Origin of the sequence: Mesorhizobium sp. L-8-10 (genome assembly GCF_016756635.1) — a bacterium.
Classification (GTDB): Bacteria; Pseudomonadota; Alphaproteobacteria; order Rhizobiales; family Rhizobiaceae.
Genome location: NZ_AP023263.1, coordinates 5969459 through 5990985 on the forward strand (window position 1 = coordinate 5969459; position 21527 = coordinate 5990985).

General features: G+C 64.6%; 19 protein-coding genes, 2 tRNA genes and 1 pseudogene. 11 read left to right on the plus strand and 11 right to left on the minus strand.

Annotated elements, in window-relative coordinates:
- Positions 1-152: 152 nt before the first annotated feature.
- On the plus strand, positions 153-1343 hold the full coding sequence (locus JN280_RS27955; protein ID WP_202307160.1) for a porin: 1191 nt from the start codon (positions 153-155) through the stop codon (positions 1341-1343).
- Between the two features lie 40 nt (positions 1344-1383).
- Here JN280_RS27955 and JN280_RS27960 read toward each other — a convergent pair whose 3' ends face one another.
- Positions 1384-2448: a glycerophosphodiester phosphodiesterase family protein gene (locus JN280_RS27960; protein WP_202315078.1), complete on the minus strand. Its 1065-nt coding sequence runs from the start codon at positions 2446-2448 to the stop codon at positions 1384-1386.
- A 167-nt stretch (positions 2449-2615) separates the two neighbouring features.
- Here JN280_RS27960 and speB point away from each other — a divergent pair, with 167 nt between their 5' ends.
- Both speB and argC read left to right on the plus strand, forming a co-directional pair.
- On the plus strand, positions 2616-3566 hold the full coding sequence (gene speB, locus JN280_RS27965) for an agmatinase (protein WP_202307161.1): 951 nt from the start codon (positions 2616-2618) through the stop codon (positions 3564-3566).
- Positions 3567-3675: 109 nt separating this feature from the next.
- Positions 3676-4602, plus strand: coding sequence for an N-acetyl-gamma-glutamyl-phosphate reductase (argC, locus tag JN280_RS27970; protein ID WP_202307162.1), 927 nt, complete (start codon positions 3676-3678; stop codon positions 4600-4602).
- 291 nt (positions 4603-4893) lie between these two features.
- Here argC and JN280_RS27975 read toward each other — a convergent pair whose 3' ends face one another.
- Positions 4894-5988: a COX15/CtaA family protein gene (locus tag JN280_RS27975; RefSeq protein WP_202307163.1), complete on the minus strand. Its 1095-nt coding sequence runs from the start codon at positions 5986-5988 to the stop codon at positions 4894-4896.
- Between the two features lie 227 nt (positions 5989-6215).
- Here JN280_RS27975 and JN280_RS27980 point away from each other — a divergent pair, with 227 nt between their 5' ends.
- A complete protein-coding gene (locus JN280_RS27980) occupies positions 6216-6431 on the plus strand; it encodes a DUF2842 domain-containing protein (protein WP_202307164.1) in 216 nt (71 codons plus the stop codon).
- 16 nt (positions 6432-6447) lie between these two features.
- Here JN280_RS27980 and JN280_RS27985 read toward each other — a convergent pair whose 3' ends face one another.
- Positions 6448-7506 carry a polysaccharide deacetylase family protein gene (locus tag JN280_RS27985; RefSeq protein WP_202307165.1) on the minus strand — a complete coding sequence of 353 codons (1059 nt, stop codon included), beginning with the start codon at positions 7504-7506 and terminating at the stop codon, positions 6448-6450.
- 87 nt (positions 7507-7593) lie between these two features.
- Here JN280_RS27985 and JN280_RS27990 point away from each other — a divergent pair, with 87 nt between their 5' ends.
- Complete coding sequence (locus tag JN280_RS27990; RefSeq protein ID WP_202307167.1) at positions 7594-8805, plus strand: GNAT family N-acetyltransferase; 1212 nt, start codon at positions 7594-7596, stop codon at positions 8803-8805.
- Positions 8806-8882: 77 nt separating this feature from the next.
- On the opposite strand, the gene JN280_RS27995 is transcribed toward JN280_RS27990, so the two are convergent.
- The 4 genes and pseudogenes from JN280_RS27995 to JN280_RS28005 form a co-directional block, all read right to left on the minus strand.
- A complete protein-coding gene (locus JN280_RS27995; RefSeq protein ID WP_202307169.1) occupies positions 8883-9479 on the minus strand; it encodes an IS3 family transposase in 597 nt (198 codons plus the stop codon).
- A 41-nt stretch (positions 9480-9520) separates the two neighbouring features.
- A pseudogene (locus JN280_RS40375) lies at positions 9521-9736 on the minus strand (IS3 family transposase); the annotation flags it as partial.
- Positions 9733-10143 carry a helix-turn-helix domain-containing protein gene (locus tag JN280_RS28000; protein ID WP_202307170.1) on the minus strand — a complete coding sequence of 137 codons (411 nt, stop codon included), beginning with the start codon at positions 10141-10143 and terminating at the stop codon, positions 9733-9735. The gene JN280_RS28000 and the pseudogene JN280_RS40375, both read right to left, overlap by 4 nt.
- Positions 10144-10351: 208 nt before the next feature.
- Positions 10352-12550, minus strand: a complete 2199-nt coding sequence (locus tag JN280_RS28005) for a GumC family protein (protein ID WP_202307171.1) — start codon at positions 12548-12550, stop codon at positions 10352-10354.
- 215 nt (positions 12551-12765) lie between these two features.
- Here JN280_RS28005 and JN280_RS28010 point away from each other — a divergent pair, with 215 nt between their 5' ends.
- The 5 genes from JN280_RS28010 to JN280_RS28030 all read left to right on the plus strand — a co-directional run bounded on the left by JN280_RS28010 (position 12766) and on the right by JN280_RS28030 (position 17570).
- On the plus strand, positions 12766-13329 hold the full coding sequence (locus tag JN280_RS28010) for a polysaccharide biosynthesis/export family protein (RefSeq protein WP_202307172.1): 564 nt from the start codon (positions 12766-12768) through the stop codon (positions 13327-13329).
- Between the two features lie 15 nt (positions 13330-13344).
- Positions 13345-14484, plus strand: coding sequence for a glycosyltransferase (locus JN280_RS28015; protein WP_202307173.1), 1140 nt, complete (start codon positions 13345-13347; stop codon positions 14482-14484).
- Positions 14485-14597: 113 nt separating this feature from the next.
- A complete protein-coding gene (locus JN280_RS28020; protein ID WP_202307174.1) occupies positions 14598-16133 on the plus strand; it encodes an undecaprenyl-phosphate glucose phosphotransferase in 1536 nt (511 codons plus the stop codon).
- Positions 16130-17440, plus strand: a complete 1311-nt coding sequence (locus tag JN280_RS28025; RefSeq protein WP_202307175.1) for an O-antigen ligase family protein — start codon at positions 16130-16132, stop codon at positions 17438-17440. Before JN280_RS28020 ends, JN280_RS28025 begins: the two co-directional genes overlap by 4 nt.
- Before the next feature lie 53 nt (positions 17441-17493).
- A tRNA-Pro gene (locus JN280_RS28030) sits at positions 17494-17570 on the plus strand.
- A gap of 202 nt (positions 17571-17772) precedes the next feature.
- Here JN280_RS28030 and JN280_RS28035 read toward each other — a convergent pair.
- Positions 17773-17849 (minus strand) — tRNA-Gln (locus JN280_RS28035).
- A gap of 313 nt (positions 17850-18162) precedes the next feature.
- Here JN280_RS28035 and JN280_RS28040 point away from each other — a divergent pair.
- Positions 18163-18411 (plus strand): ribbon-helix-helix domain-containing protein, encoded by a 249-nt coding sequence (locus JN280_RS28040; protein WP_202307176.1) that lies wholly within the window; start codon positions 18163-18165, stop codon positions 18409-18411.
- Between the two features lie 58 nt (positions 18412-18469).
- Here JN280_RS28040 and JN280_RS28045 read toward each other — a convergent pair whose 3' ends face one another.
- The 3 genes from JN280_RS28045 to JN280_RS28055 all read right to left on the minus strand — a co-directional run bounded on the left by JN280_RS28045 (position 18470) and on the right by JN280_RS28055 (position 21499).
- Positions 18470-20185, minus strand: coding sequence for a M10 family metallopeptidase (locus JN280_RS28045; RefSeq protein WP_202307177.1), 1716 nt, complete (start codon positions 20183-20185; stop codon positions 18470-18472).
- A gap of 225 nt (positions 20186-20410) precedes the next feature.
- Positions 20411-20959, minus strand: coding sequence for a MerR family transcriptional regulator (locus JN280_RS28050; protein WP_202307178.1), 549 nt, complete (start codon positions 20957-20959; stop codon positions 20411-20413).
- 216 nt (positions 20960-21175) lie between these two features.
- Complete coding sequence (locus JN280_RS28055) at positions 21176-21499, minus strand: integration host factor subunit alpha (protein WP_202307179.1); 324 nt, start codon at positions 21497-21499, stop codon at positions 21176-21178.
- Positions 21500-21527: the final 28 nt, after the last annotated feature.

Consider the following 21527-nt stretch of genomic DNA (forward strand, 5'->3'; position numbering starts at 1 on the left):
GCGGGTCCACCGGTTGCTCGCGGAACCGGCAAAAGCGGCTCCCCAAACTCCACTTATGATGATAGGGTGAATCACCCTTGGTAACGGCCTCGTGGGGACTTGGAGTGAGGCCATGACCACCGTGATATCCGACGCATTCGCAGGAAGAGCGAATGCTCATGGAGGGGGAAGTGGTGATGCCGAAGTGCATTCCTTTCGGCTTTGCGGCTGCGCTCGCCGCTGGTACGGGCGCTCGCGCGGCGGATGCGGTCGTGGTGCCGGAGCCCGAACCGATTGAATATGTCCGTGTCTGCGATACCTTCGGGACGGGCTTCTTCTATATCCCCGGGACGGAGACCTGCCTGAAGATCTCCGGCTACATCCGCTACCGGATCGGTGCGACCAATGACGACGGGCTGGTCTTCGACGCCGACGGCAATGTGATCGGTGGCTACACGCCCAACTACCAGGGCTTCGCCGGCGGCGGCTGGAACAAGCAGACTCGCGCCCGCGTCAATTTCGAGACACATTCCGAGACTGAATGGGGCACATTGCAGGCATTCATCAGGTTTCAGGCGAATTGGGGCGAGGCCTCCGAGGACGACAATCCCTTCGCCGACGGGCCCGTCGGCGCCGACCAGGCCTGGCTGCAGCTCGGCGGCCTGCGCATGGGCTATACCGAATCGGCATGGGCCGAAACGATCTATGGCGTGACCAACGGCGGTTCGTTCTCCGATGGCGGCCTCTGGTATGGCGACCAGCAGCGGCATCTTGTCCAGTACAATTTCGGTGCCGAACAGGGCTTTTTCGCCGTACTGTCGGTGGAAGACGACGCGCTTCAGGGCAACGGTTACGTTCCCGACTTTGTGGGCGTCATCGGATATCAGCAGGGCTGGGGTGCGGTCTGGGCGCGTGCCGGCTATGACAGCGCCCGCAGCCCGGAAATCGGCGGGGATGACGATGGCGGTTTCGGCGCCCAGCTCGCCGCCCAGATCAATATTCCCAACACCGAATCCGCTATTCGCGTCATGGGCTGGTATGCCAATTCGGACAATGCCTACGGCACGCAGAGCGCCTATAGCGGCATAAGCGGCGGTTTCGGTGACGCGGAATGGTCGGTGCTGGCAGCCTACAATCACCAATTCACGCCGAAATTCAGCGCCTCCACCGGCTTCCAGTATTTCAACAACTTTTATGAGGCGTACAGCGAGGAGGGCACCGACCTCGATGGCTACAGCGCGGACCTGTCCCTGGTCTACGAGCCGGTCCAGGACTTCGAGATCCGCGCCGAAGCGAACTACGACAAGGTGGATGGCTTCGACGGTTCGGTGGCCGGCTTCCTGTGGTTCCTGCGACGTTTCTGAACAGACACCAACTCGGGCCGCTGCGCCCGATGGTTGATATCTACTGATTGCGCTCTCCGTCGGCGACGTCGGCAGATGCGTGCCGCGCGGAAGCCTCTTCGCCACCATACGGCCGGCGGTAGCCGTTCTCCGTCAGCCAGCCGATGGCGGCCGCCGGCTCGTCGGTCTGGATCATCGTCGCGCCTCGGTCGACCCAGAAGCCGTAGCTCTGTTCGGGAAAACCCGCGGCGACGGCGAGTTCGTCCCCGCGCCCGCCGGAGAGCATGCCGCCGGTCCTGTTGACGATCGCATAGGTGTTCACCCAGAGGTGCCAGTCGCCGCGGGCGGCGACCGCCCTCGCCCGGGCGCCGAAGAGCGGTCCGCCGTCGCCGGTCATCGGCTGGCCCGCTTCGCGCCAGTGGATGAGTTCGACGGCGTTGGCCGAGACCGCGCGCGTGGCAGACTCCAGGAAAGCGGTCTCGCGCACGGCGTCGTCGGCAATGATAGGCATGAAGGTAACACCCGGCCCGGCAGCTTCGACGATCCGCCGCGCCTCGGCGACCTTCTCGGCGTTCCACAGATTCTGCTTGATGACCAGTTGGTCGGCCATTCCCATGCCGCGCGCGACCGCCACGATCCCGGGCAGTTCGCCCGGGTCGAGCTTGTTGTCGATATTGACGAGGATCCTGTCCTTGGTGACGGCGAACATATCGGCGAGCGTCGGCACGGTTTCCGCGGTCGCCACGCCGGTGCCCTCGACGACCAGCCGGCAGGAGGCCAGTTCGGTCATCGACCTTTCGACGAGTTCGCCCTTGCAGGTCGTCGTCCGGTCGAGCCAGCTATCATGCAGCACCACGTAGACTCCGTCCTTCGATTTCTGGACGTCGATCTCGATCATCTCCGCGCCGAGCGCGATCGCATCCTCGACAGCCGCCGCCGAATTCTCGGGAAAACGGGACTTGCCGGCCTGCAGCCCGCCGCCGCGATGGGCAACCACCATCACATGGTCACGCCACTGGTTGGCGTGTTCGAGCCGCTCCTTGATCGCGTCGACCCTGGTCTGCGCCGATACCGGCGACGACAGCGCGGCAAATAGGATGGCGAGCGCGGCGCCCGACCTGACCATGCTCACGAGAATCGCTCCGTGGCAGATGATGTGCGATGGCCGTAATAGCCCGGCCCCATGACAGGCACATGAAGCGGGAGGCGGCGCGGCGCCACGCGAAGGGGGTCGCAATTGCGGAGGGAATATCGAATAAGGGAGGCCTCGAAAATCATGAGAGGGATTTGTGCATGCCCGCATCGTCCATCGATCACGCCTTCACCGCGACGAAGTCCACCGGACGCGCCTACGACCCGACCTATGCCGGCGCGTTGTCCTTCATGCGACGCCGCTTTACCAAGAACGTGAAAGGCGCGGATGCGATCGTGTGGGGCATTCCTTTCGACGCCGCCGTGACCAATCGCTCGGGCGCCCGATTCGGCCCCCAGGCGATTCGTCGTGCATCGGCCATCTTCGACAATGACCCGCAATATCCGTTCGGCATGGATCTGTTCGAGCAGTTGGCCGTCGTCGATTATGGCGACTGCCTGCTCGACAGCGGCAACCATCAGAAGACGCCCGGAACGATCGAGCGCGAGGCCGCGAAGCTCCTGAAATCGGGCGCCTTCCTGCTTTCGCTCGGCGGCGACCATTTCGTCACCTGGCCGATCCTGAAAGCCCAGGCGGCGATTCATGGCCCGCTGGCGCTGGTCCAGTTCGACGCGCATCAGGACACCTGGCCTGACGACGGCAAGCGCATCGACCATGGCTCATTCGTGGCGCGCGCCGTGCGCGAAGGCGTCATCGATCCTGACCGCTCGATTCAGATCGGTATCCGCACCCATGCGCCGGAGGACTGCGGGATCAAGATCCTTTACGGCCATGACGTCGAAGAGATGCGGGCCTCCGACATCGCCTATGCCATCGCCGAGCGGACCGACGGCAGGAAGACCTACGTCACCTTCGACATCGACTGCCTCGACCCCGCCTATGCGCCCGGCACGGGAACGCCGGTCGCCGGGGGGCCGTCCTCGGCCAAGATCCTTTCGGTGCTGCGTCAACTCACCAAGGTCGACATCGTCGGCGCCGATATCGTCGAGGTGGCGCCCGCCTACGACCACGCCGACATCACAGCGATCGCCGGTTCGACCGTGGCGATGTATTATCTCGGCCTGCTTGCCGAGCGGAAGGCGCGCGCCTGAGCGCGCCCGCGAGAATCGATCTCGCGGGCGGAGACCGGCCGGGCTATGGAATTGATTCCGCGCCCCGGCTCGACTATCTGGACGCCACGGCTCCCAACGGATGATTGAGATGAAACCGAAGATCTTCATCGATGGCGAACATGGCACGACCGGCCTGCAGATCAGGACCCGGCTGGCGGATCGCGACGACTTGACGGTTCTGTCGATCCCGGTGGAACGCCGCAAGGACCAGGCGGCGCGCGCCGAATTCCTCAATGCCGCCGATATCGCGATCCTGTGCCTGCCGGATGACGCGGCGCGAGAGAGCGTCTCGCTGATCGCCAACGACAACACCCGCGTCATCGACGCCTCGACGGCGCATCGCGTCGCTGAAGGATGGAGCTACGGTTTCCCCGAGATGGACCGGGCCCAGGCGAGCGAGATCGCCGCGGCCAAGCGCGTCGCCAACCCCGGCTGCTGGCCGCAGGGGCCGATCGCGACCTTGCGGCCGCTGATTGCCGCCGGCCTGCTGCCGGCCGATTACCCTGTTACCATGAACGGCATATCGGGCTATTCGGGCGGCGGGCGCAGCATGGTCGAAGATTATGTCGCCAGGGGCGAGGACGCGCCGGAGTTCCTGCCATACGGTCTCGGCTTCCAGCACAAGCACGTGCCCGAGTTGAAGAAATACGCCGGCCTCTCGCGCGATCCGCTGATGCAGCCGGCGGTCGGGAATTTCGCGCAAGGCATGATCACCGCCGTGCCCCTGCAACTCGGAACGCTGGAGCGCGTGCCGTCAGGCGCGGAACTGCATGCCGCGATCGCCGACCACTATGCCGGTGTGAAGAACGGCTTCGTCGAGGTGGCGCCGCTTGGCGATGCCGAGCGCATGGCCGAGATCAATCCCGAAGAGTACAACGACACGAACCGGATGAAGCTTTACGTCTTCGCCAACGACAAGCGCGCCCAGGCGCTGCTGCTCGCCGTCTACGACAATCTCGGCAAGGGCGCTTCCGGGGCGGCCGTCCAGAACATGGAACTGATGCTGGGGCGCTGACGGTAGGGTTCGCCCGCCGGGCAGCGCCGGGCGTAATCAATTCTTGATGTCCCCCCCCCTCGACCTCCGGTTGACACCGGCGCCGGGATCGGTGATTTTTCGACGCATTCTTTCACTGTCGAGGTTTTGCGACCTGCGCGCTGGCGGGCGGGCTGCTTTCTCGGGCGGTCGTTCGCGTTTGCCCTTCAACCGGCCTGTCCCGATGCCGAAAGGCCTGTGGGCCGAAACTGGCCTCGTCCTGTTTTTTTCCAGTATTTTACAGGATGGTGCCCATCCGGGAAGCAGCCAGGATCAGCCTCCGGAGGGCACCTTCGAGGGCAGCGGATAGGCGCCCTTGGTCCCGCGCCAATGGGCGGTCGCGAAGATCAGCACGGCCATGGCGGCAGCCTGGTGAAGCAGCGCCCAATGCATGTGGGCCTGCATCAGCAGAGTGCCGACGCCGATCGCCGCCTGGCCGAGCACGAGCAGCACGAGCACCCAGGCCCGCCTGGCATGGGTGCTCGCCGAGAAGCTCCGCGCCGTCGCTATCGCGTGCCAGACTGCTGCGACCAGAATTGTGTAGGCAAACATCCTGTGCACGAACTGCACGGTCTTCGGATTCTCGAACAGGTTGCGCCACGCCGGCTCGATGACGAAGAGGTCGCCGGGGACGATCGCCCCGTCCATCAACGGCCAGGTGTTGTGGGTCAGCCCGGCATGCAGCCCGGCGACAAGCCCGCCGAGATAGATCTGCACGAGGACCAGGAGCACCATGACGCCGGCAAAACGCCTGACGCCGCGATCCGCCGGCGACTGCGTGTAGGTCGCAAGGCCACGCGCGATATAGGCGACCGCCACGATGATGATGCAGGCCAGCGTCAGATGCGTCGCCAGGCGATACTGGCTGACGCTGACGCGCTCGACCAGTCCCGATGCCACCATCCACCAGCCGATCGCGCCCTGCAGCCCGCCCAGCGCGAGCAGCCCGACGAGACGCGGCTTGAGCGCGTTCTCCAGCCGGCCGGCCAGCCAGAAGAAGACGAGCGGGATCGCGACAAGGAAACCGACGCCGCGGGCAAGCAGGCGATGCGCCCATTCCCACCAGAAGATCCCCTTGAACTCGTCGAGCGTCATGCCCTTGTTGATCTGCTCATATTGCGGGATCTGCTGATATTTCTCGAACTCTTCCTGCCATTCCGCCTGGTTGAGCGGCGGGATGACGCCGTGGATCGGCTTCCATTCGGTTATGGAAAGCCCGGAACCCGTCATACGCGTGGCGCCTCCCACAATGACGAGCGCGAACAGCGCGACGAGCACGACATAGAGCCAAGAGCGCACCTCGAGGCGGTTGCGCAGCAGACGGTCGCGGGTTTCGGCGGATGGGCGAGTGGTGACGACTGCGGTCATGATAGCGGATTGGTGGACCATAGCCGCGGCCGCCGCAAGGGCGGGCTTCGCGACACGCCGTCGCGCCCAGGCAGCTCTGCGTGGCTTCGCCCGCACGTCACCGGCCTGGGCGCTTTTCCGCCGCAGGGTTCCCGTCGGAAAAACGGTGGGACACTTTTGCGGAACCTGCCTGGGTTCCGGTTGCGCCCGCGATGCGAAACCCTTACGAGATCGGCAAAGGAAGAAACATGCCCGTCCGCCTCAAGAAACTCATCGGAACCGTGCTGCTGGTGGCGCTCGTCATCGTCTATGCGCTGGTCGCCACCATGGTCGCCGTCGCGCAGCTCGCCGAATCCGGCCCTGTCGTCCACTTCCTGTTCTTCCTGCTGTCAGGGCTGGTGTGGATCCTTCCGGCGATGGGCATCATCAAATGGATGGTGTCCGAGCCGAAGGCAAGGAGCTGAGCCGGCCGCAATCCGCTCAGACTGTGACAAGCAGCTTCCCGCCATTGGCCAGCGGCGTCGTCACGCCCGTCAGCATGGTGCGCATATGGGCGAGCCGCTGGTAGCGGCCGTTGACGGAGAGACGCGGCAAGGCGTGCAGATGGTCCGCATGCTCGGCCCGCAGCACGCCGTGGCGGGTCGTCACCGCCGACTCGTATCCTGCCCCGCATGCGAGAGCCACTTCGCGCGGCCCGACCGCGCTTTCATAGCCATAGGGATAGGCCATATGTCGCGGTGTTTCGCCGAGATGCAGCGCCAGGGCTCGCCCGGCATCGACGATCTCCCGCAGCGCAGCTTCCTCGCTCAGCCTCCGCAGATTGTAGTGATGGACGGTGTGGGCGCCGATAGTAACCAGCGGGTGGCGTGCCATGCCCCTTATCTCGTCCCAGTTCATCAACGTCTCGCGGCGCGGCGCGGTGAAATCGAGACCGGCAGAATCCGCGAGCGCGCGAACGGCCTCGCTTTGATGCTCCTCGGCCACCTCGCGGGTGAAGAAGTCGTGAAGCCGGGCGCTGGCCTCGCGCTTGCCCGCGCGGGTGGAGCATTCGAGATCGAGCGGCCCCTGGGGCGTCTTCATCTCGATCCGCTCCCTTGCGGTGACCACATCCTCGAGCAGGTCCCACCAGAGATCGACCGTGCCGTCGATCAGCCCGGGGGCGACATAGATCGTTACGGGCGTATCGTGTTTTTCGAGGATCGGCAGCGCCTCGAGCAGATTGTCGCGATAGGCGTCGTCGGCCGTGACGGTTGCGAAACGCGGCCCACGGCCGCCTCGTTTCAGGCGATCGATGGCCTCGTCCAGGCCGATGAAGACATAGCCGCTCCGCTTCATGTCGGCGATCAGCACGTCGAGAAAGGCCGGCGATATGCTCAGATGGTCGTTGATGGCAAGCGGTTTGCCCGGCGCCGCCGTTACGCGATGCAGCATCAGGATCACGCCGACGCCTGCCGTCCATGGGCGCAGGAGGGGCGCGATGCCAGTGAGCCTGGCCGTATTGAGTGCCAGCTTGCGCAGCGTCTCCGCCCTGTCGATCATTCATTCACCTTTGGCGACTAAGCTCGGGGATGCATGGCTGCAGGGCCATGCAATCCGCGCCGATGATAAGGACCCAAGGATTGAAGTATGGTTGACGCTGCGGCGTCGTTCGAGGGCCATTCGATCGAGGTCGGCGTGCCGGATGCCGCATTGGCCTCCGGCGAAGCCGTGATCGTCATCCATCCCGGCGGGGCGGAAGCCATCGCAGCCTATGAAGCACTCTGCGAGGCTACCGTCCATTCTCCCTCCCAGAGCCCCCAATGGATCCGCGCGTGGATCGCCGAAACGCGGCCGGACTTTTTCGTCGCCGTGGTATCGCAATCCGGCGCGCCGGTTCTTGCGCTGGCGGCTGAAGTCGTCGCGTCCGGTCCGTTCCGCCTCGCCCGTTTCATGGGCGGTCACCACGCCAATGGCAATTTTTGCCCGTTTGCGGCCTCGAGCGGTCGCTTGCCGCTCGCAGTGCTTCGGCGACTGGTCGCGGCAATCGGCCAGGCGAGGCCCGACATCGATCTGCTTTCGCTGGAGCGCATGGCCGGCGAGATCGGGGGGCAGCCCAACCCGCTCCTGGCGCTGCAAAACCGGCCGAGCCCCAATCTGGCGCTGGCCGTCGGCTTGACCGGCGGCTTCGACGCCGTGCTCGATCGTGCCGGCAGCAGGCGGAAGCGCAAGAGGAACCGGGCCCAGGCGCGCAAGCTCGCAGCCGCCGGCGGTTACCGATTCATCAGGGCTTCGAGCCAGATGGAGGCGGCAAGGCTGCTCGACGCCTTTTTTTCGATGAAGCGGGAGCAGTTCCGCAAGATGGGCGTCGGCGACGTCTTCGCCGATGCCGAGATCCGCGGCTTCTTCGGCCGCCTCTTCTCGGAATCCCTCGCCACAGATCCGCCGGTCTTTCAGCTCGACGGACTCGAGGTCGGCGGCAAGCTCCGCGCCGTAACCGGCGCGAGCCGCTGCGGCAGCCGCTTGATCTGCGAATTCGGGGCGATAATCGACGACGAGCTCGCAATCCACAGCCCCGGCGATTTCCTCTTCTTCAACAACATCGCCGTGGCTTGCGCCGAGGGGCTGGAGGTCTACGATTTCAGTGTCGGCGACGAGCCCTACAAACGGCTGTGGTGCGACACGGAGATCGTCCATCACGACGTCATCGTACCGCTCAGCGCCAGGGGAACGCTGCTCGCACTCGCCACCCACGCGAAGAACCGCCTCAAGGCGATCGTCAAGGGCAATCGTTACCTCTGGCGACTGGCCAAGGCGCTGCGCCGACGCAAGGCTGGACGGGAAGTGAATGGTGAATGGTGAATGGTGAATGGTGAATTGGAGTGCACCCCTCAAGTGAGACATGGAAATCAAGTGACAGGGGTGCATTGGTTGATCGGTTATGGGGTTTGGGGTTGGTTCAAGCCGGCTTCGAATTCAACTGGTGGCTGATATCCGATGGCCGAATGTAGCCGTTCGCGATTGTATGTGGTTTCCAGGAAGATGGCTATGTCGCGGCGGGCGTGGTCGAGTGTGGTGTAGCTTTTGCCGTTGACCTCCTCGGCCTTGAGTGTCTTCATGAAGCTCTCGGCCTTGGCATTGTCGTACGGGTTGGCGACGCCGCTCATGCTGATGCGGATGCCCTGGCTGTCGAGGCGGTTGGCATAATCGCTGCAGGCATACTGGACGCCCCGGTCGGAGTGATGGATGAGGCTCCCGGCCTGCGGTTTGCGTGCGGCGATGGCCATGTCGAGGGCATGCAGCGCCAGGCGGGCTTCGAGGTGATCGTCGAGAGCCCAGCCGATCACCCTGCGCGAGAAGGCATCGAGGATGACGGCGAGATAGACGAAGGCCTCGACCAGGCGGACATAAGTGATGTCGGCGACCCAGATCTGATCGATGCCGGAGGCACGAGCCCGCGCACCAGATTGGGCAGGATGCGGTAGCCATGCCGGCTGTCGGTGGTGCGCGGCACGTAGGGCCTGGTGCGCATGCACAGGAGATTGTCCTCGCGCATGAGCCGCAACACACGTTTGGCATTCACCGGCACGCCGTCGCGGTGCAATTGGGCTGCGATGCGCCGATAGCCGTAGTGGCGGTGTTTGAGGCTGAGTTTCTGGATCATGTCGCGCAGTTCCGCGTCGGCGCGAGCCGGTGCCTGCTCTTGCCGATACCGGTAGAAGCCTGCCCGTGAGACACCGGCGAGGGCACACAGCCGCCGGACATCGAGGCTGCCTTGCATCTGTGCGGTCATTTCCTCGATGGCCGCGTAGATGTGGGGGCGGTGGCGGCCTGCGCCGCCGTCCCGCTCACCAGATGCAAGGCTCTGCGAAAAAAATCGAGCTCCATCTGCTGGCGCCCGATCTTGCGCTCGAGCTCGGCGATCCGGGCGTGGGCTTGCGCCAGATCGCCGGGCAGTTCCGGCGGCGGCTTCACCGCCATGGCATCGCGAACCTTGAGCCGGCCGGGCTTGCGTCCGGGCCTGCGGTTCTCCAGCCCGGCAGCGCCGTGCGCCCGATAGGCAGCCCGCCAGTCATACAGCAGCTTGCGCACGATCTGCAGCTCACGCGCAACGGCGGCGAGCGACTCACCCGCGTCCAGCCGGCGCAGGGCTGCTTCCTTGAAGGCAACGGAAAAGACTCGCTTCGGTTGTTGTGGCATGGCACCTCCTCAGAGGCCCTGTCACTTGATTAGCGTGTCTCAATCAAGGGGTGCACTCCAGAATGGTGAATGGTGAATGGAAATATCTCAGTAGATCGAACCGCGCAACTCTTGAATTCACCCCGATACTTGTTTTACCGTGTCTCATTCGATTGGTGAACTTCACTAAACTGATCTACCATTCACCACTCCACCATTCACCAACACATCACGCGGCCGATCGGCCCGGCACGGGCGCGGAAGGCGGCTTGTAGCCCAGGGGCGTGACCAGGGTGGGCTTGCCGTAGCCGACCGCCTCGAGTTCCGCCGCCGCTTCGGCCACGGCCTTGTCGGCGGGCTCGATCACGCTCACCATCACTTCGGTCGCGGATGAGACGAGGCGCCGGATCTCCTCGGCGTCGGCGGGGCCGCATTCGACCACCACCACGTCATAGGCCGTGGTCAGCGAATTCATGATGATCGGCAGGCGGTCGGCGGCACGCATGGCGCGCGCCGGGTCGGCCGTGCCCGGCGGGATGACATGGCAGTCCGAATAGAGATCGGCATGGATGACATCGGTGAACTGGGCCTCGGATGCCAGAAGATTGGTGATCCCGCGATAGGCGCCGCTTTCGAGCATCGGACGCGAGGCCGCGCCGGATGCGGTAAGGTCGAGCAGGAGCACCCGCAGCCCGGCATCGGCAACCTCGCGCGCCACCAGTACGGCCGTCGCGGCCGCCTCGTCGCCCTCCGGCGAGACGAAGATCGCACGCGTCGCGCCGCCCGCGATAAGCTTTTCGGCGGCCCGCTCGATCGAGACCTCGCCGAGCGTCGGAGGAGGCTGCGGCGGCAGTTCTGCCAGCAGGCTCGGATGCAGTTCCGGAGACGGCTTGGGTTTCGGGGTGGCGGGTGCGGACGGCTCGGCACGAGGCTCCGCGACCACGACGTCTGGTTCCGGAACGGGAGGTTCGGCCGAGGACGGCATCTCCACCTGCCCCACCGGCTCGACCACCGCGCCGGGCGCCGGGCGCATCGCGCGGCCGCTGAACAGTTCCTGCAGCAAGGTCACGATCGCCGTGATCAGCAGCGAGCCGACGAAAGCGGCGCCGACGATCGGCAGGATCTTCGGGAAATAGGGTTCGGATGGAACGATCGCCCGGGAGAAGACGCGCGCGTCGACCGGCAGGTAGCTGCGATCCGTGCGCGACGAGGCCTCGCGGTAGCGCGCGAGATAGGATTCGAGCAACTGGCGTTGCGCCGCCGCCTCCCGTTCCAGCGCCCGCAGTTCCACCTCCTGGTCGCCGGCGCGGGCGGAGGCGGCCTTGAGCGAGTTCAGGTCGCCGGTGAGTTGCTGTTCGCGCAATTGCGCGGTCTTGGCTTCGGTCTGCAGGCCCTTCAGGATCTTCTCCGCTTCGTTGCGGATCTGGCGATCGAGGTCGGCGAGCTGCGAATTCAACGCACGGATGCGCGGGTGGTTGTCGAGCAGCGTCGTCGACAGGTCGGCGATATCGGCCTTCAACTGGACCTGGCGCTCGCGCAAACGCTGGATCAGCCCCGACGACAGCACTTCGGGCAGGGAATCGAGCGAGCCGCCGTTCTGCAGCGCCGCGCGAACGCCCTGCGCGTTGGCCTCGGCGGCCGCCCGGTTCGCCCGCACGCGCGACAGTTCGGTCGCGAGTTCGGAAAGCTGCTGCGTGGCCAGCACGGAATTGTTCTGCCCGATGAGAAGGTCCGACTGCGAGCGGAAGTTCGCCACCTTGGCTTCGGCTTCCTTTACGCGCTTGGTGAGGTCGGCGATCTCCGGCTCGAGCCACTCGGTGGCATCGGAGTTCGATTGAAGCTTGGCGTCGCGGCTGACAGCGATGTAGGCGTCGGCGATCGCATTCGGCACTGCGGCCGCGAGCTTCGGGTCCTCGGAGGAGAATTCGATGACGATGACGCGCGAGCGCTCGACACGGTAGACATAGAGCTTCTCGCGCATGGCCTTCAGCACGCGCTCTTTCGCCGGAATCTCGCCGGGGTCGGTGCGCAGCCCGGTCAACACCAGCAGGCGCCCGACCAGCGACATGTTGGCCGCCGGGTCGAACTCGGGCCGCTTTGCCAGTTCGAGCTTCTGCGCCACCTGCATCAATATGTCGGTCGAGCCGATGACCTCGACCTGGCTGGTCACCCCTTCCTCGTCCAGGACAGGGTTGGTGTTGTTCTCCCCGCCCTCGACGGCCGGGCGCGTGAAGACGGATTCGCGCGTCTCGATGAGGATCCGCGTCTCGGCCCGGTAATGCGGCGTCGCCATCCAGGCGAGCACGAAGGCAAGGCCCGTGACGATCAGCGACACGACGGCGATGCGGCGCCATTCCCGGACGAGGCTGGCAAACAGCCTGCCCAGATCGACGTCGACATCATTGATTGCCGTTTGAATGCCGGTCATGCATCCACTCCACACAAGAACCGGTCACATGGTAAACAACCATGGTAACCCAGCCGTTAACCCGCGCCGATCGCGCCAGCCGCGGTTGCAGTCGGCTTCTCGACTACACGTCGCCGCCCGAAGCTTTTACCGGGCATTAACCCTAACAGAGTGATAACGAGCCTACTACGAAGTGCCGGGGGCTTCCCGCCCCTCGACAGAGGTTTGCGCCGCCCATGAAACGATCGCTCCCCCTGCTCCACGCGATGCTTGCGGCGGCGATTCTCGCCGGCTGTGCCGGTTACCGTCCGGCGCCGGAGGCGTTCCACGAGGCGCTCGACAAACCCTATCTGCTCGGCGCGGGCGATCGCGTCCGCGTCACGGTCTTCGAGCAGGCGGACCTTACCAACACCTACAGCGTCGATCAGTCCGGCTACATCTCCTTCCCGCTGGTGGGCTCCATTGCCGCGCGCGGCCACTCGGCCAAGCAGATTGAAGGACAGATCGCCGCCAAGCTGCGCCAGGGCTACTTGCGCGACCCCGACGTCTCGGTCGAGATCGATCGCTACAGGCCGATCTTCGTCATGGGCGAGGTCGGAGCCGCCGGCCAGTACTCCTACGTGCCGGGGATGACCGTATATTCGGCCATCGCCATTGCCGGCGGCTTCTCGCCGCGCGCCAATCAGGCCAATGTCGACATCACCCGCGCCATCAACGGCAAGGTCATGACCGGACGCGTCGTCACCTCCGACCCGTTGATGCCGGGCGACACCGTCTATGTGCGCGAAAGGCTGTTCTGAGATCGAACCGGCCCGATGCCCGTGACGACGAGAAAGCTCCGCATCGTCCACTGCTTCCGGTCGCCTGTCGGTGGAATATTCCGCCATGTGCGCGACCTCGTCGAGGCGCAGGTGGCTGCCGGCCATGCTGTCGGCATCGTATGCGATTCGACCACCGGCGGCGCCTTCGAGGAGAAGCTGTTCGACGGCATAAGGCCCATGCTGGCGCTGGGGGTGAGCCGCACTCCCATGCAGCGGCATATCGGCCTCGGAGATGTCACGTCCGCCTGGCGGACATTGAAGATCATCAAGGAATTGCAGCCGGACGTCCTGCACGGGCACGGCGCCAAGGGTGGCGTCTATGCCCGCGTCTTCGGCTCACTGTTGCGGGTTTCAAGGTCTCGCGTAGCCCGCCTCTATTCAGCGCATGGCGGAAGCCTGCACTATGACGAAACGACCGCGACGGGGAAGTTCTTCTTCGCGCTGGAGCGGGCGATGGAACGCTTCACCGACCACCTGCTCTTCGTCTCCGAATATGAGCGCGCGGTCTTCCGCCGCAAGATCGGCGAGCCCAGCGCCCCGAACAGCCTGGTGCACAACGGGCTTCGCGCCACCGAATTCGAACCCGTTTCCGTCCCGCCCGGCGCCGCCGACTTCCTCTATATCGGCATGATGCGCGATCTGAAGGGACCCGACCTCTTCATCGACGCCCTCGCCGAGGCGAGCCGCCGGCTCGGGCGCCCGGTGACCGCCGTGCTGGTCGGCGACGGCGACGACAGGCCGCGCTACGAGGCACAGGTGAAAAGCCTGGCCCTTTCGCAACATACGGTCTTCCTCAAGCCCATGCCGGCGCGCGAAGCCTTCACGCTGGCCGAGATCGTGGTCGTCCCCTCGCGCGCCGAGGCCATGCCTTACATCGTGCTGGAGGCGCTCGCCGCCGGCAAGCCGATGATCGCGACCGCGGTGGGCGGCATTCCGGAGATTTTCGACCCTGACCAGGCGGCGCTCGTGCGCCCGGATTCTGGAGAGATCGCCGCCAGGATGGCCGATGCGCTCGGCGACTTCGCCGCCTACAGGGCGCGCATGCCCACGCCGGAGGCGCTTCGGGCTCGTTTCGGTGCCGATGTGATGGCAGCAAGCATCGAAAAGGCTTATTTTGCCGCGCTTGAGCGCTGAGCGTTCACCAGTCCCGAATCGCGGCCGGCGGACGTCTCAGCCGCACCCGCACGCCGAAAGGGTTTCTTAGCCCATTTCGGCTAATTGTCCGTCGCAATCCGAGACAGCCGGCCATGAACGAGACCGACCCCGCCAAGCGCTTTTCGGTTGACGCCGTCCGCAAGTTCCAGGACGGCTCGGCCGACAAGAATTCGCTGCGGCAACTCAACGACGTCGCCCGCCAGGTGGCATCCCAGTACCGCCACGACACGATGTCGCCGGTGATGGTGAGTGGCGTGCTGCGGCTGGTTGAGTTCGCGCTCCTCGCGCTCTGCGGCATCGCCCTCTACGGCTACTATGTCGGCTTCTCTCACCTCTACTGGCTCTACCCGGCCGTCATCCTCGGCGGATCGCTGGTCACGGTGATATTGTTCGAGCTCAGCGATCTCTATCAGATCTCCGCACTGCGCCGGCCGATCGTCCATGCCGGACGTCTGTTGCTGATCTGGATCGGCACCTTCGCCCTGCTGGCGCTCGGCGGCTTCTTCCTGAAGGTGTCGTCGGACTTTTCGCGCTTCTGGTTGGGGAGCTGGTTCCTGGCCGGGTTCGTCCTGTCGTTCGGGCTGCGGCTCGTCATGTCGAGCATGATCCGGCGCTGGGCCCGCAACGGCACGATGGAGCGCCGGGCCGTCATCGTGGGCGGCGGCCAGGCGGCCGAGACCATGATCCGTTCGATCGAGCGGCAGCCCGACAACGACATCCGCATCTGCGGCCTCTTCGACGACCGTGACGACCGCCGATCACCGCCGGTCGTCGCCGGCTATCCGAAGCTCGGCAACGTGTCCGAGCTGATCGAGTTCGCGCGGATTGCGCGCATCGACATGCTGATCGTCTGCCTGCCGATCACGGCCGAAGCCCGCGTGCTCTCGATGCTGAAGAAATTGTGGGTGCTGCCGGTCGATATTCGCCTGTCGGCCCATTCGAACCAGTTGCGCTTCCGGCCGCGCTCCTACTCCTTCATCGGCTCCGTGCCGATGCTCGACATCTTCGACAAGCCGATCAACGACTGGGATTCGGTCGCCAAGCGCGCCTTCGACATCGTCTTCTCGCTGGTCGGCATCATCGTCTTCTCCCCGGTCATGCTGGTCACCGCCATCGCCATCAAGCTCGACAGCAAGGGCCCCGTGATCTTCCGCCAGAAGCGGCACGGCTTCAACAACGAGGAGATCGACGTCTACAAGTTCCGGTCGATGTACACCGACATGTCCGATCCGACGGCGAAGAACGCGGTGACCAAGAACGATCCGCGCGTCACGCGCGTCGGCCGCTTCATCCGCAAGACCTCGATCGACGAGCTGCCGCAGTTCTTCAATTCCCTGTTCGGCTCCCTGTCGCTGGTGGGGCCGCGGCCCCATGCGGTGTCGGCGCAGTCCCACAACAAGCTCTATGTCGAGGTGGTCGATGGCTATTTCGCCCGTCACAGGGTCAAACCCGGCGTCACCGGCTGGGCGCAGATCAACGGCTGGCGCGGCGAGATCGACACCGACGAGAAGATCAAGATGCGCACCGAATACGACCTCTATTACATCGAGAACTGGTCGCTCTGGTTCGATCTCAAGATCCTGCTGCTCACGCCGGTCCGGCTGCTCAACACGGAAAACGCGTATTGACCGCGCAAGCCCCGGAGCTGCCGCGTGCCGCAGTCAATGCCAGGCTGGTCGCGCTGATCAGCGGAGCCGCTGTTTCCTTCGGCGTCTTCCTCTCCGGCTTCGTCATCAACGAGCCCGCGCCTTACGAGCTCTACATGGCCGGGCTGATCGCGGTATGGGCGCTGTTCGGACTGCGAATCTCCCGGGCGGTCACGCCGCTGCTTGTGCTGCTGGTGATCTTCAACATCGGCGGGCTGATCTCGATGAGCCAGATGGGCGAACTCTACAACACGCCGCTCTACCTCGCCGTCTCGCTGTTCCTGGCCTTTACCGCCGTGTTCTTCGCCGCCGTGACCGAAGCGCGGCCCGGCATCTACAAGCTGATCTTCATGGCCTGGCTGGCAGCCGCGCTCGCCACCGCGGCACTCGGCATACTCGGCTATTTCAATGCCTTTCCCGGCGCCGGTGTCTTCACGCGCTACGATCGCGCCGCGGGCGCTTTCGAGGATCCGAACGTCTTCGGTCCATTCCTCACGCTTCCGGGCATCTGGCTGCTCTACCGGCTGCTGACGGGCAGCCCGCTCAGAATGGTGCTCTATGCCGTGCCGCTGGTGATCATAGCCGCCGGCATCTTCTTTTCCTTCTCGCGCGGCGCATGGGGTCTGTTCGCCGCATCCTCGGTGCTGCTCGTCGCCTGCCTCTTCCTGCAGAGCGCAAGCGGCCTGTTCCGTCTGCGCATCGTGGTCATGACCGTGGCGGCGATCGTGCTGCTCATTCTTGCGGTCCTGGTGATCCTGCAGATCCCCGGCGTCGCCGACATGTTCACGGCGCGGGCGCGGTTCGCCCAGGACTATGACAGCGACCGGCTCGGCCGGTTTGCCCGTTACGGCATCGGCTTCGCCATGGCGATGGAGCACCCGCTTGGAATCGGCCCGCTGAATTTCGGCAGGATCTATGGCGAGGACACCCACGATATCTGGCTGAAGGCGCTGCTGGACTATGGCTGGCTGGGCTTTGCCGCCTATGCGGTCCTGATCGGCTGGACGCTCGCCGCCGGTTTCCGCATTTTGTTCCGGGCACGGCCCTGGCAGCCCTATTTCCTGTGCGCCTATGTCGTGCTGATCGGCCACGTGGCGCTTGGGACCATCATCGACACCGACCATTGGCGGCACTTCTACCTGCTGCTCGGCCTCGTCTGGGGCGGCATCGCGCTGGAGCAGCGGCATCAGCGCGCTCTGCGGCTGCAGCCGCTCGTCGCGGCGCCCCCTCCTCCGCCGGCTCAGGGCGTCCCGGCGCCACGAGGCAGCTCTCTTCTTTCGAGTGCGTAGACGACGAATTCGGTTGACCGCCCGATGGATAAGACGATAGAGAGCACCCGGTTCGGAGCGTAGCGCAGCCCGGTAGCGCACTTGACTGGGGGTCAAGGGGTCGTGGGTTCGAATCCCGCCGCTCCGACCATTTTCCACTTTTTTCCGGCCCGGAGGCACATAGCTACCGGTTCAAGCTGGCGCCGGGATAGTTTCGTACCGCAACGGGTCTCTTGGTGTGCCATATTGGAGTGGGATCGAACCCAAAGGGTTCGTAAGGGCGACGGCCCGCCGGACGGTCAGGCCGCCCCATCGGAGCTGCGAGCGCAGCGAGCCGGCGTGAGATCAAGAAATGGTGCGCCCGGCAGGATTCGAACCTGCATTGCCAGAGACAAAGCCTGCCGCTCTATCCAGTTTGAGCTACGGGCGCGTCCAAATACCAGTCTACGGAGCCGGCTGCATCAGGCCAAGCCAGCCATCGGAACGATGGAGCCTCACTTTTGGATCATGCAAGCGCAGGCTGCGAGGCGTAGCCCGCGTAAACCGCAGGACCAGAAGGCCCGCCACAAGGGCGAATCGCCTTGACCGCGTGTCACCCGTCCGCGCCCATGGGCTTCCACGGGACCAGGCATGTGACCGCTCTGCTTCGCCGGACGACCGCCATCCTCCTCGGGAGATGACAAACGCTGTCCTGCAACAGCGGCCTCCACGCCGCCGCTTTTTGTGTTAACATGGTTCTTGTCATGGATCAGCACATCCCACCGCGCCGGAAGCGACGCGGCCCTGCGCCCACCGGCAAGGGCGTCCTTGTCGGCGTGCGCCTGCAGCCTGAGTTGCTCTCGGCGCTTGACCGATTTGCCCGCAACGGCAACCTGTCGCGGCCCGAGGCCCTCCGGATCGCGTTCCGCGACTGGGCGCTCGCGCATGGCCATGTGCCGAGCGCGGACGAAGGAAAGCGTCCGGACGAACTCGATGCGTCTAACGACGACTGAAAATACCCGGAGGTGGTTTCAGTTCCGGGTCCGGCGCGCCGATGGAAATGCGACGGGGTCAAACCACGTAGAAATCAGCGTTCGAAAGCGCCAGATTCGTGCCGAGGCGCGCGAAATGCAAGCCGCCGCCCGTTGCGTTGCCGTTGAAGTCGTAGTTCAGCCAGCCGGTATCGGTTTCGTAGATGATGCGGTCGTCGGCATCCTGGGCAAGGCCCGTCGTGTTCCTGGCAAAGGCCGACGCGGCCAGGAAGCCGAGCTGCTTCAGGCCGGTGAAGACGGCGTTCTCCAGGCGGATCGTATCGTCCGCGGCGGAGAAGCCGCTGATCAGATCGATATTGCCGCTGCCGAGCCTGGTGTTGAACACGAATGAATCCCTGCCCACACCACCGATCAGGGTATCGTTGCCCAGACCGCCGTTGAGCATGTCGTTGCCGGCACCGCCGTCGAGCCGGTTCGCGACGCCGTTGCCGACAATCACGTTGTTCAGGCTGTTGCCCGTGCCGGAAACCGCGCTCGTACCCGTAAGCCTCAGGTACTCCACCGCCCCCAAGACGCGCGCGCTGGAGGAAAGGCTGAAATTGATCCACGACAGCACGGTATCGCTGCCGCCGGACCCGCTAACGCTCTCGTCGATGATGTCGCTGGTGCTGTTGACATAGTAGATGTCGTTACCAGCGCCGCCGTACATCCGGTCGGCGCCGGCATCGCCGTTCAGGCGATCGTTGCCGATGCTGCCGTAGAGCCGATCGCTGCCCGTTCCTCCCACGAGCGCGTCGTTGCCGGCACCGCCATAGAGCGCGTCGTTGCCGGCGCCCCCGCTCAGACCATTTGCGGCACCGTTTCCCGTCAGCGTATCGTTGCCGGAACCGCCGGTGGCATTCTCGATGACGACACCGGGACCGATCGTGACCGTATCGCGCGAGGTCGAGCCGCCATTGAAGCGGATCGCCTCGCTGAGGCTGCTGAACGCTCCGGGATTGAGGTTGATCCTGGTGGCCTCGGAGCCGCTGTAGACGATCGTGTCGATGCCGCCGCTGTCGTTGATCGCCTGCCAGTAATAGCGGTTGTCGTAGAAGATGTAGGTGTTGTTCCCGGTGTTGACGCTGGCACGGCCGTAGAGCGCCTGGATGGCGACGAGGTCATAATACATCGGCGTCGTCGGATAGAAGGACGCCCAGCCGTCGCCCTGGCTCGACCAGGGCGACGCCGTGTAGCTCATCACCGTGTAGAAATAGTTGTCCTGCGCGCGCGGCATGATGTTGCCGTCTTCGAAGGGGTGCTTCAGGCCGAGCGCATGTCCGACCTCATGCAGGATCGTGTGAAAATCGTCGGTCCCTCGCGGCACGGAACCACCGTCCGCATTGAAATTGACCCAGCTGAACCACACGTCCCCGGCCGCGGTGTGGCCGCCTGGGTAATAGGCATGCGCGGCCGAACCGCTGCTGATGTTCTGCGTATAGGTGAAACGAAGCTCACCGACGGTCGTGCTGTTGTCCGCAACCTGGACGAAGCGGACGTTGGCGGAACCCGCCCACACCGCAAGCGCGTCGCGAACGGCTGCTTGCTCCGCTGCCGACAACGCAATCCAGTTGCCCCACTCGTTGCCGGGATAGTTGTCGTAGTATGCCCAGCCGGTCGGGAAACTGTAGGTCAGCGTCACGCCCTGCCCGAAGCCGCCACCCCATTTCGTGCCGCCGATCAGGTACTTTCCGATCCCCGCCCACTCTGGGTTCACCTCCGTCCAGCCAACGGAGTTCCGTGTCGGACTTGCCATTCATCTACCCCCGATACCGGCGTTCCGATCTTTGCGTCGAACGCCGCCCCACGAAACTACCAGAGCGGCGCACCGCGCTCGCGCTCCATTTGTTTGTCCGAGCACCGGATGCTCCGACCTATTTTCGAGTATCCGACTTCCCCTACAGCCGCTACCCGGCTCCAGCCCCATAGCCCCGGAATGCCGAATTCCGGCGAAAAATTGACCGCCGGCGCTAAGGAAGAGCTACCGCACCTGATCGAGCAGGCGCTTGCACTCGAGGAGGTCGAAGAGCGCCTCCTGCAGCAGCGCGCGGTTGTCGCGCGAAAGCTTGCCGCTGCCAGGCTGGACCGGGCCTTCGTCGTCGGCCTTGCCGAGCCCGAAAAAGCGGCGGGACGGCTTCACCTTGGGCTCGCCCACCAGCATCTCATCGTCATGGCTTCGCGGCTGCGCCGCCGGCGTCAGGGGCGGCGCAGCCGCTTCGGCCTGCTTGCGCTGTGCGATCGCCTCGACCGCAGCGAGGTCGCCGCTGCCGATCGCCACGAGGAACTGGTTGCCGTTCTCGCGCAACAGCTTCTGCACGCCCTTGATGGTGTAGCCCTGGTCGTAGAGCATGTGGCGGATGCCCTTGATCAACTCGACATCCTGGGGCCGGTAGTACCGGCGGCCGCCGCCCCTTTTCATAGGCTTGATCTGGGTGAACCGCGTCTCCCAGAAACGCAGCACATGCTGCGGCAGATCAAGGTCTTCGGCGACTTCGCTGATGGTTCGGAACGCGTCGGGGCTCTTGTCCATGGCCAAGTCTCCCTCCTTGCCGCATCGGCCCTAAGGCTGCAAATGGCCCGATGCGTTGAAAGCAACACCCCGGGCGCCACTCCGCGCTGCGCATCATAGGCGCTCCGGGATCGATTCGTAGACTATTTCAGCGGTTTGCGGCGCAACATTCAAGCCCGGCACGAATCCGCGTCCGGCTTGTCAACCGCCAAATCTGGAAATCGACACTCTCGGGCGCTACTTGCCGCCCTTGCCGCGATTGTTCTGATGCGCCCGCAGGATGCGGCTCTTCAGCACGTTCGAGGCCTTGAAGGTCATCACGCGGCGCGGCAGGATCGGGACTTCCTCGCCGGTCTTGGGATTGCGGCCGATGCGCTCGTTCTTGGAGCGGACGTGGAAGGTGGCGAAAGAGGAGAGCTTTACCGTCTCGCCACGGACGATCGCCTCGCAGATCTCATCGAGCACGGTCTCGACCAGTTCCGCGGATTCCGTTCGGGACAGGCCGACCTTGCGATAGACGGCTTCGGCTAGGTCGGCTCGCGTAAGTGTTTTTCCCCCCATGCGAACGTCCAACCATCCTCAAAACTGA

Coding starts and splice junctions, on each gene's coding strand:
- JN280_RS27955 (WP_202307160.1), top strand. CDS start 153: ATGCTCATGGAGGGGGAAGTGGTGATGCCGAAGTGCATTCCTTTCGGC.
- JN280_RS27960 (WP_202315078.1), bottom strand. CDS start 2,448: ATGGTCAGGTCGGGCGCCGCGCTCGCCATCCTATTTGCCGCGCTGTCG.
- speB (WP_202307161.1), top strand. CDS start 2,616: ATGCCCGCATCGTCCATCGATCACGCCTTCACCGCGACGAAGTCCACC.
- argC (WP_202307162.1), top strand. CDS start 3,676: ATGAAACCGAAGATCTTCATCGATGGCGAACATGGCACGACCGGCCTG.
- JN280_RS27975 (WP_202307163.1), bottom strand. CDS start 5,988: ATGACCGCAGTCGTCACCACTCGCCCATCCGCCGAAACCCGCGACCGT.
- JN280_RS27980 (WP_202307164.1), top strand. CDS start 6,216: ATGCCCGTCCGCCTCAAGAAACTCATCGGAACCGTGCTGCTGGTGGCG.
- JN280_RS27985 (WP_202307165.1), bottom strand. CDS start 7,506: ATGATCGACAGGGCGGAGACGCTGCGCAAGCTGGCACTCAATACGGCC.
- JN280_RS27990 (WP_202307167.1), top strand. CDS start 7,594: ATGGTTGACGCTGCGGCGTCGTTCGAGGGCCATTCGATCGAGGTCGGC.
- JN280_RS28000 (WP_202307170.1), bottom strand. CDS start 10,143: ATGCCACAACAACCGAAGCGAGTCTTTTCCGTTGCCTTCAAGGAAGCA.
- JN280_RS28005 (WP_202307171.1), bottom strand. CDS start 12,550: ATGACCGGCATTCAAACGGCAATCAATGATGTCGACGTCGATCTGGGC.
- JN280_RS28010 (WP_202307172.1), top strand. CDS start 12,766: ATGAAACGATCGCTCCCCCTGCTCCACGCGATGCTTGCGGCGGCGATT.
- JN280_RS28015 (WP_202307173.1), top strand. CDS start 13,345: ATGCCCGTGACGACGAGAAAGCTCCGCATCGTCCACTGCTTCCGGTCG.
- JN280_RS28020 (WP_202307174.1), top strand. CDS start 14,598: ATGAACGAGACCGACCCCGCCAAGCGCTTTTCGGTTGACGCCGTCCGC.
- JN280_RS28040 (WP_202307176.1), top strand. CDS start 18,163: ATGGATCAGCACATCCCACCGCGCCGGAAGCGACGCGGCCCTGCGCCC.
- JN280_RS28045 (WP_202307177.1), bottom strand. CDS start 20,185: ATGGCAAGTCCGACACGGAACTCCGTTGGCTGGACGGAGGTGAACCCA.
- JN280_RS28050 (WP_202307178.1), bottom strand. CDS start 20,959: ATGGACAAGAGCCCCGACGCGTTCCGAACCATCAGCGAAGTCGCCGAA.
- JN280_RS28055 (WP_202307179.1), bottom strand. CDS start 21,499: ATGGGGGGAAAAACACTTACGCGAGCCGACCTAGCCGAAGCCGTCTAT.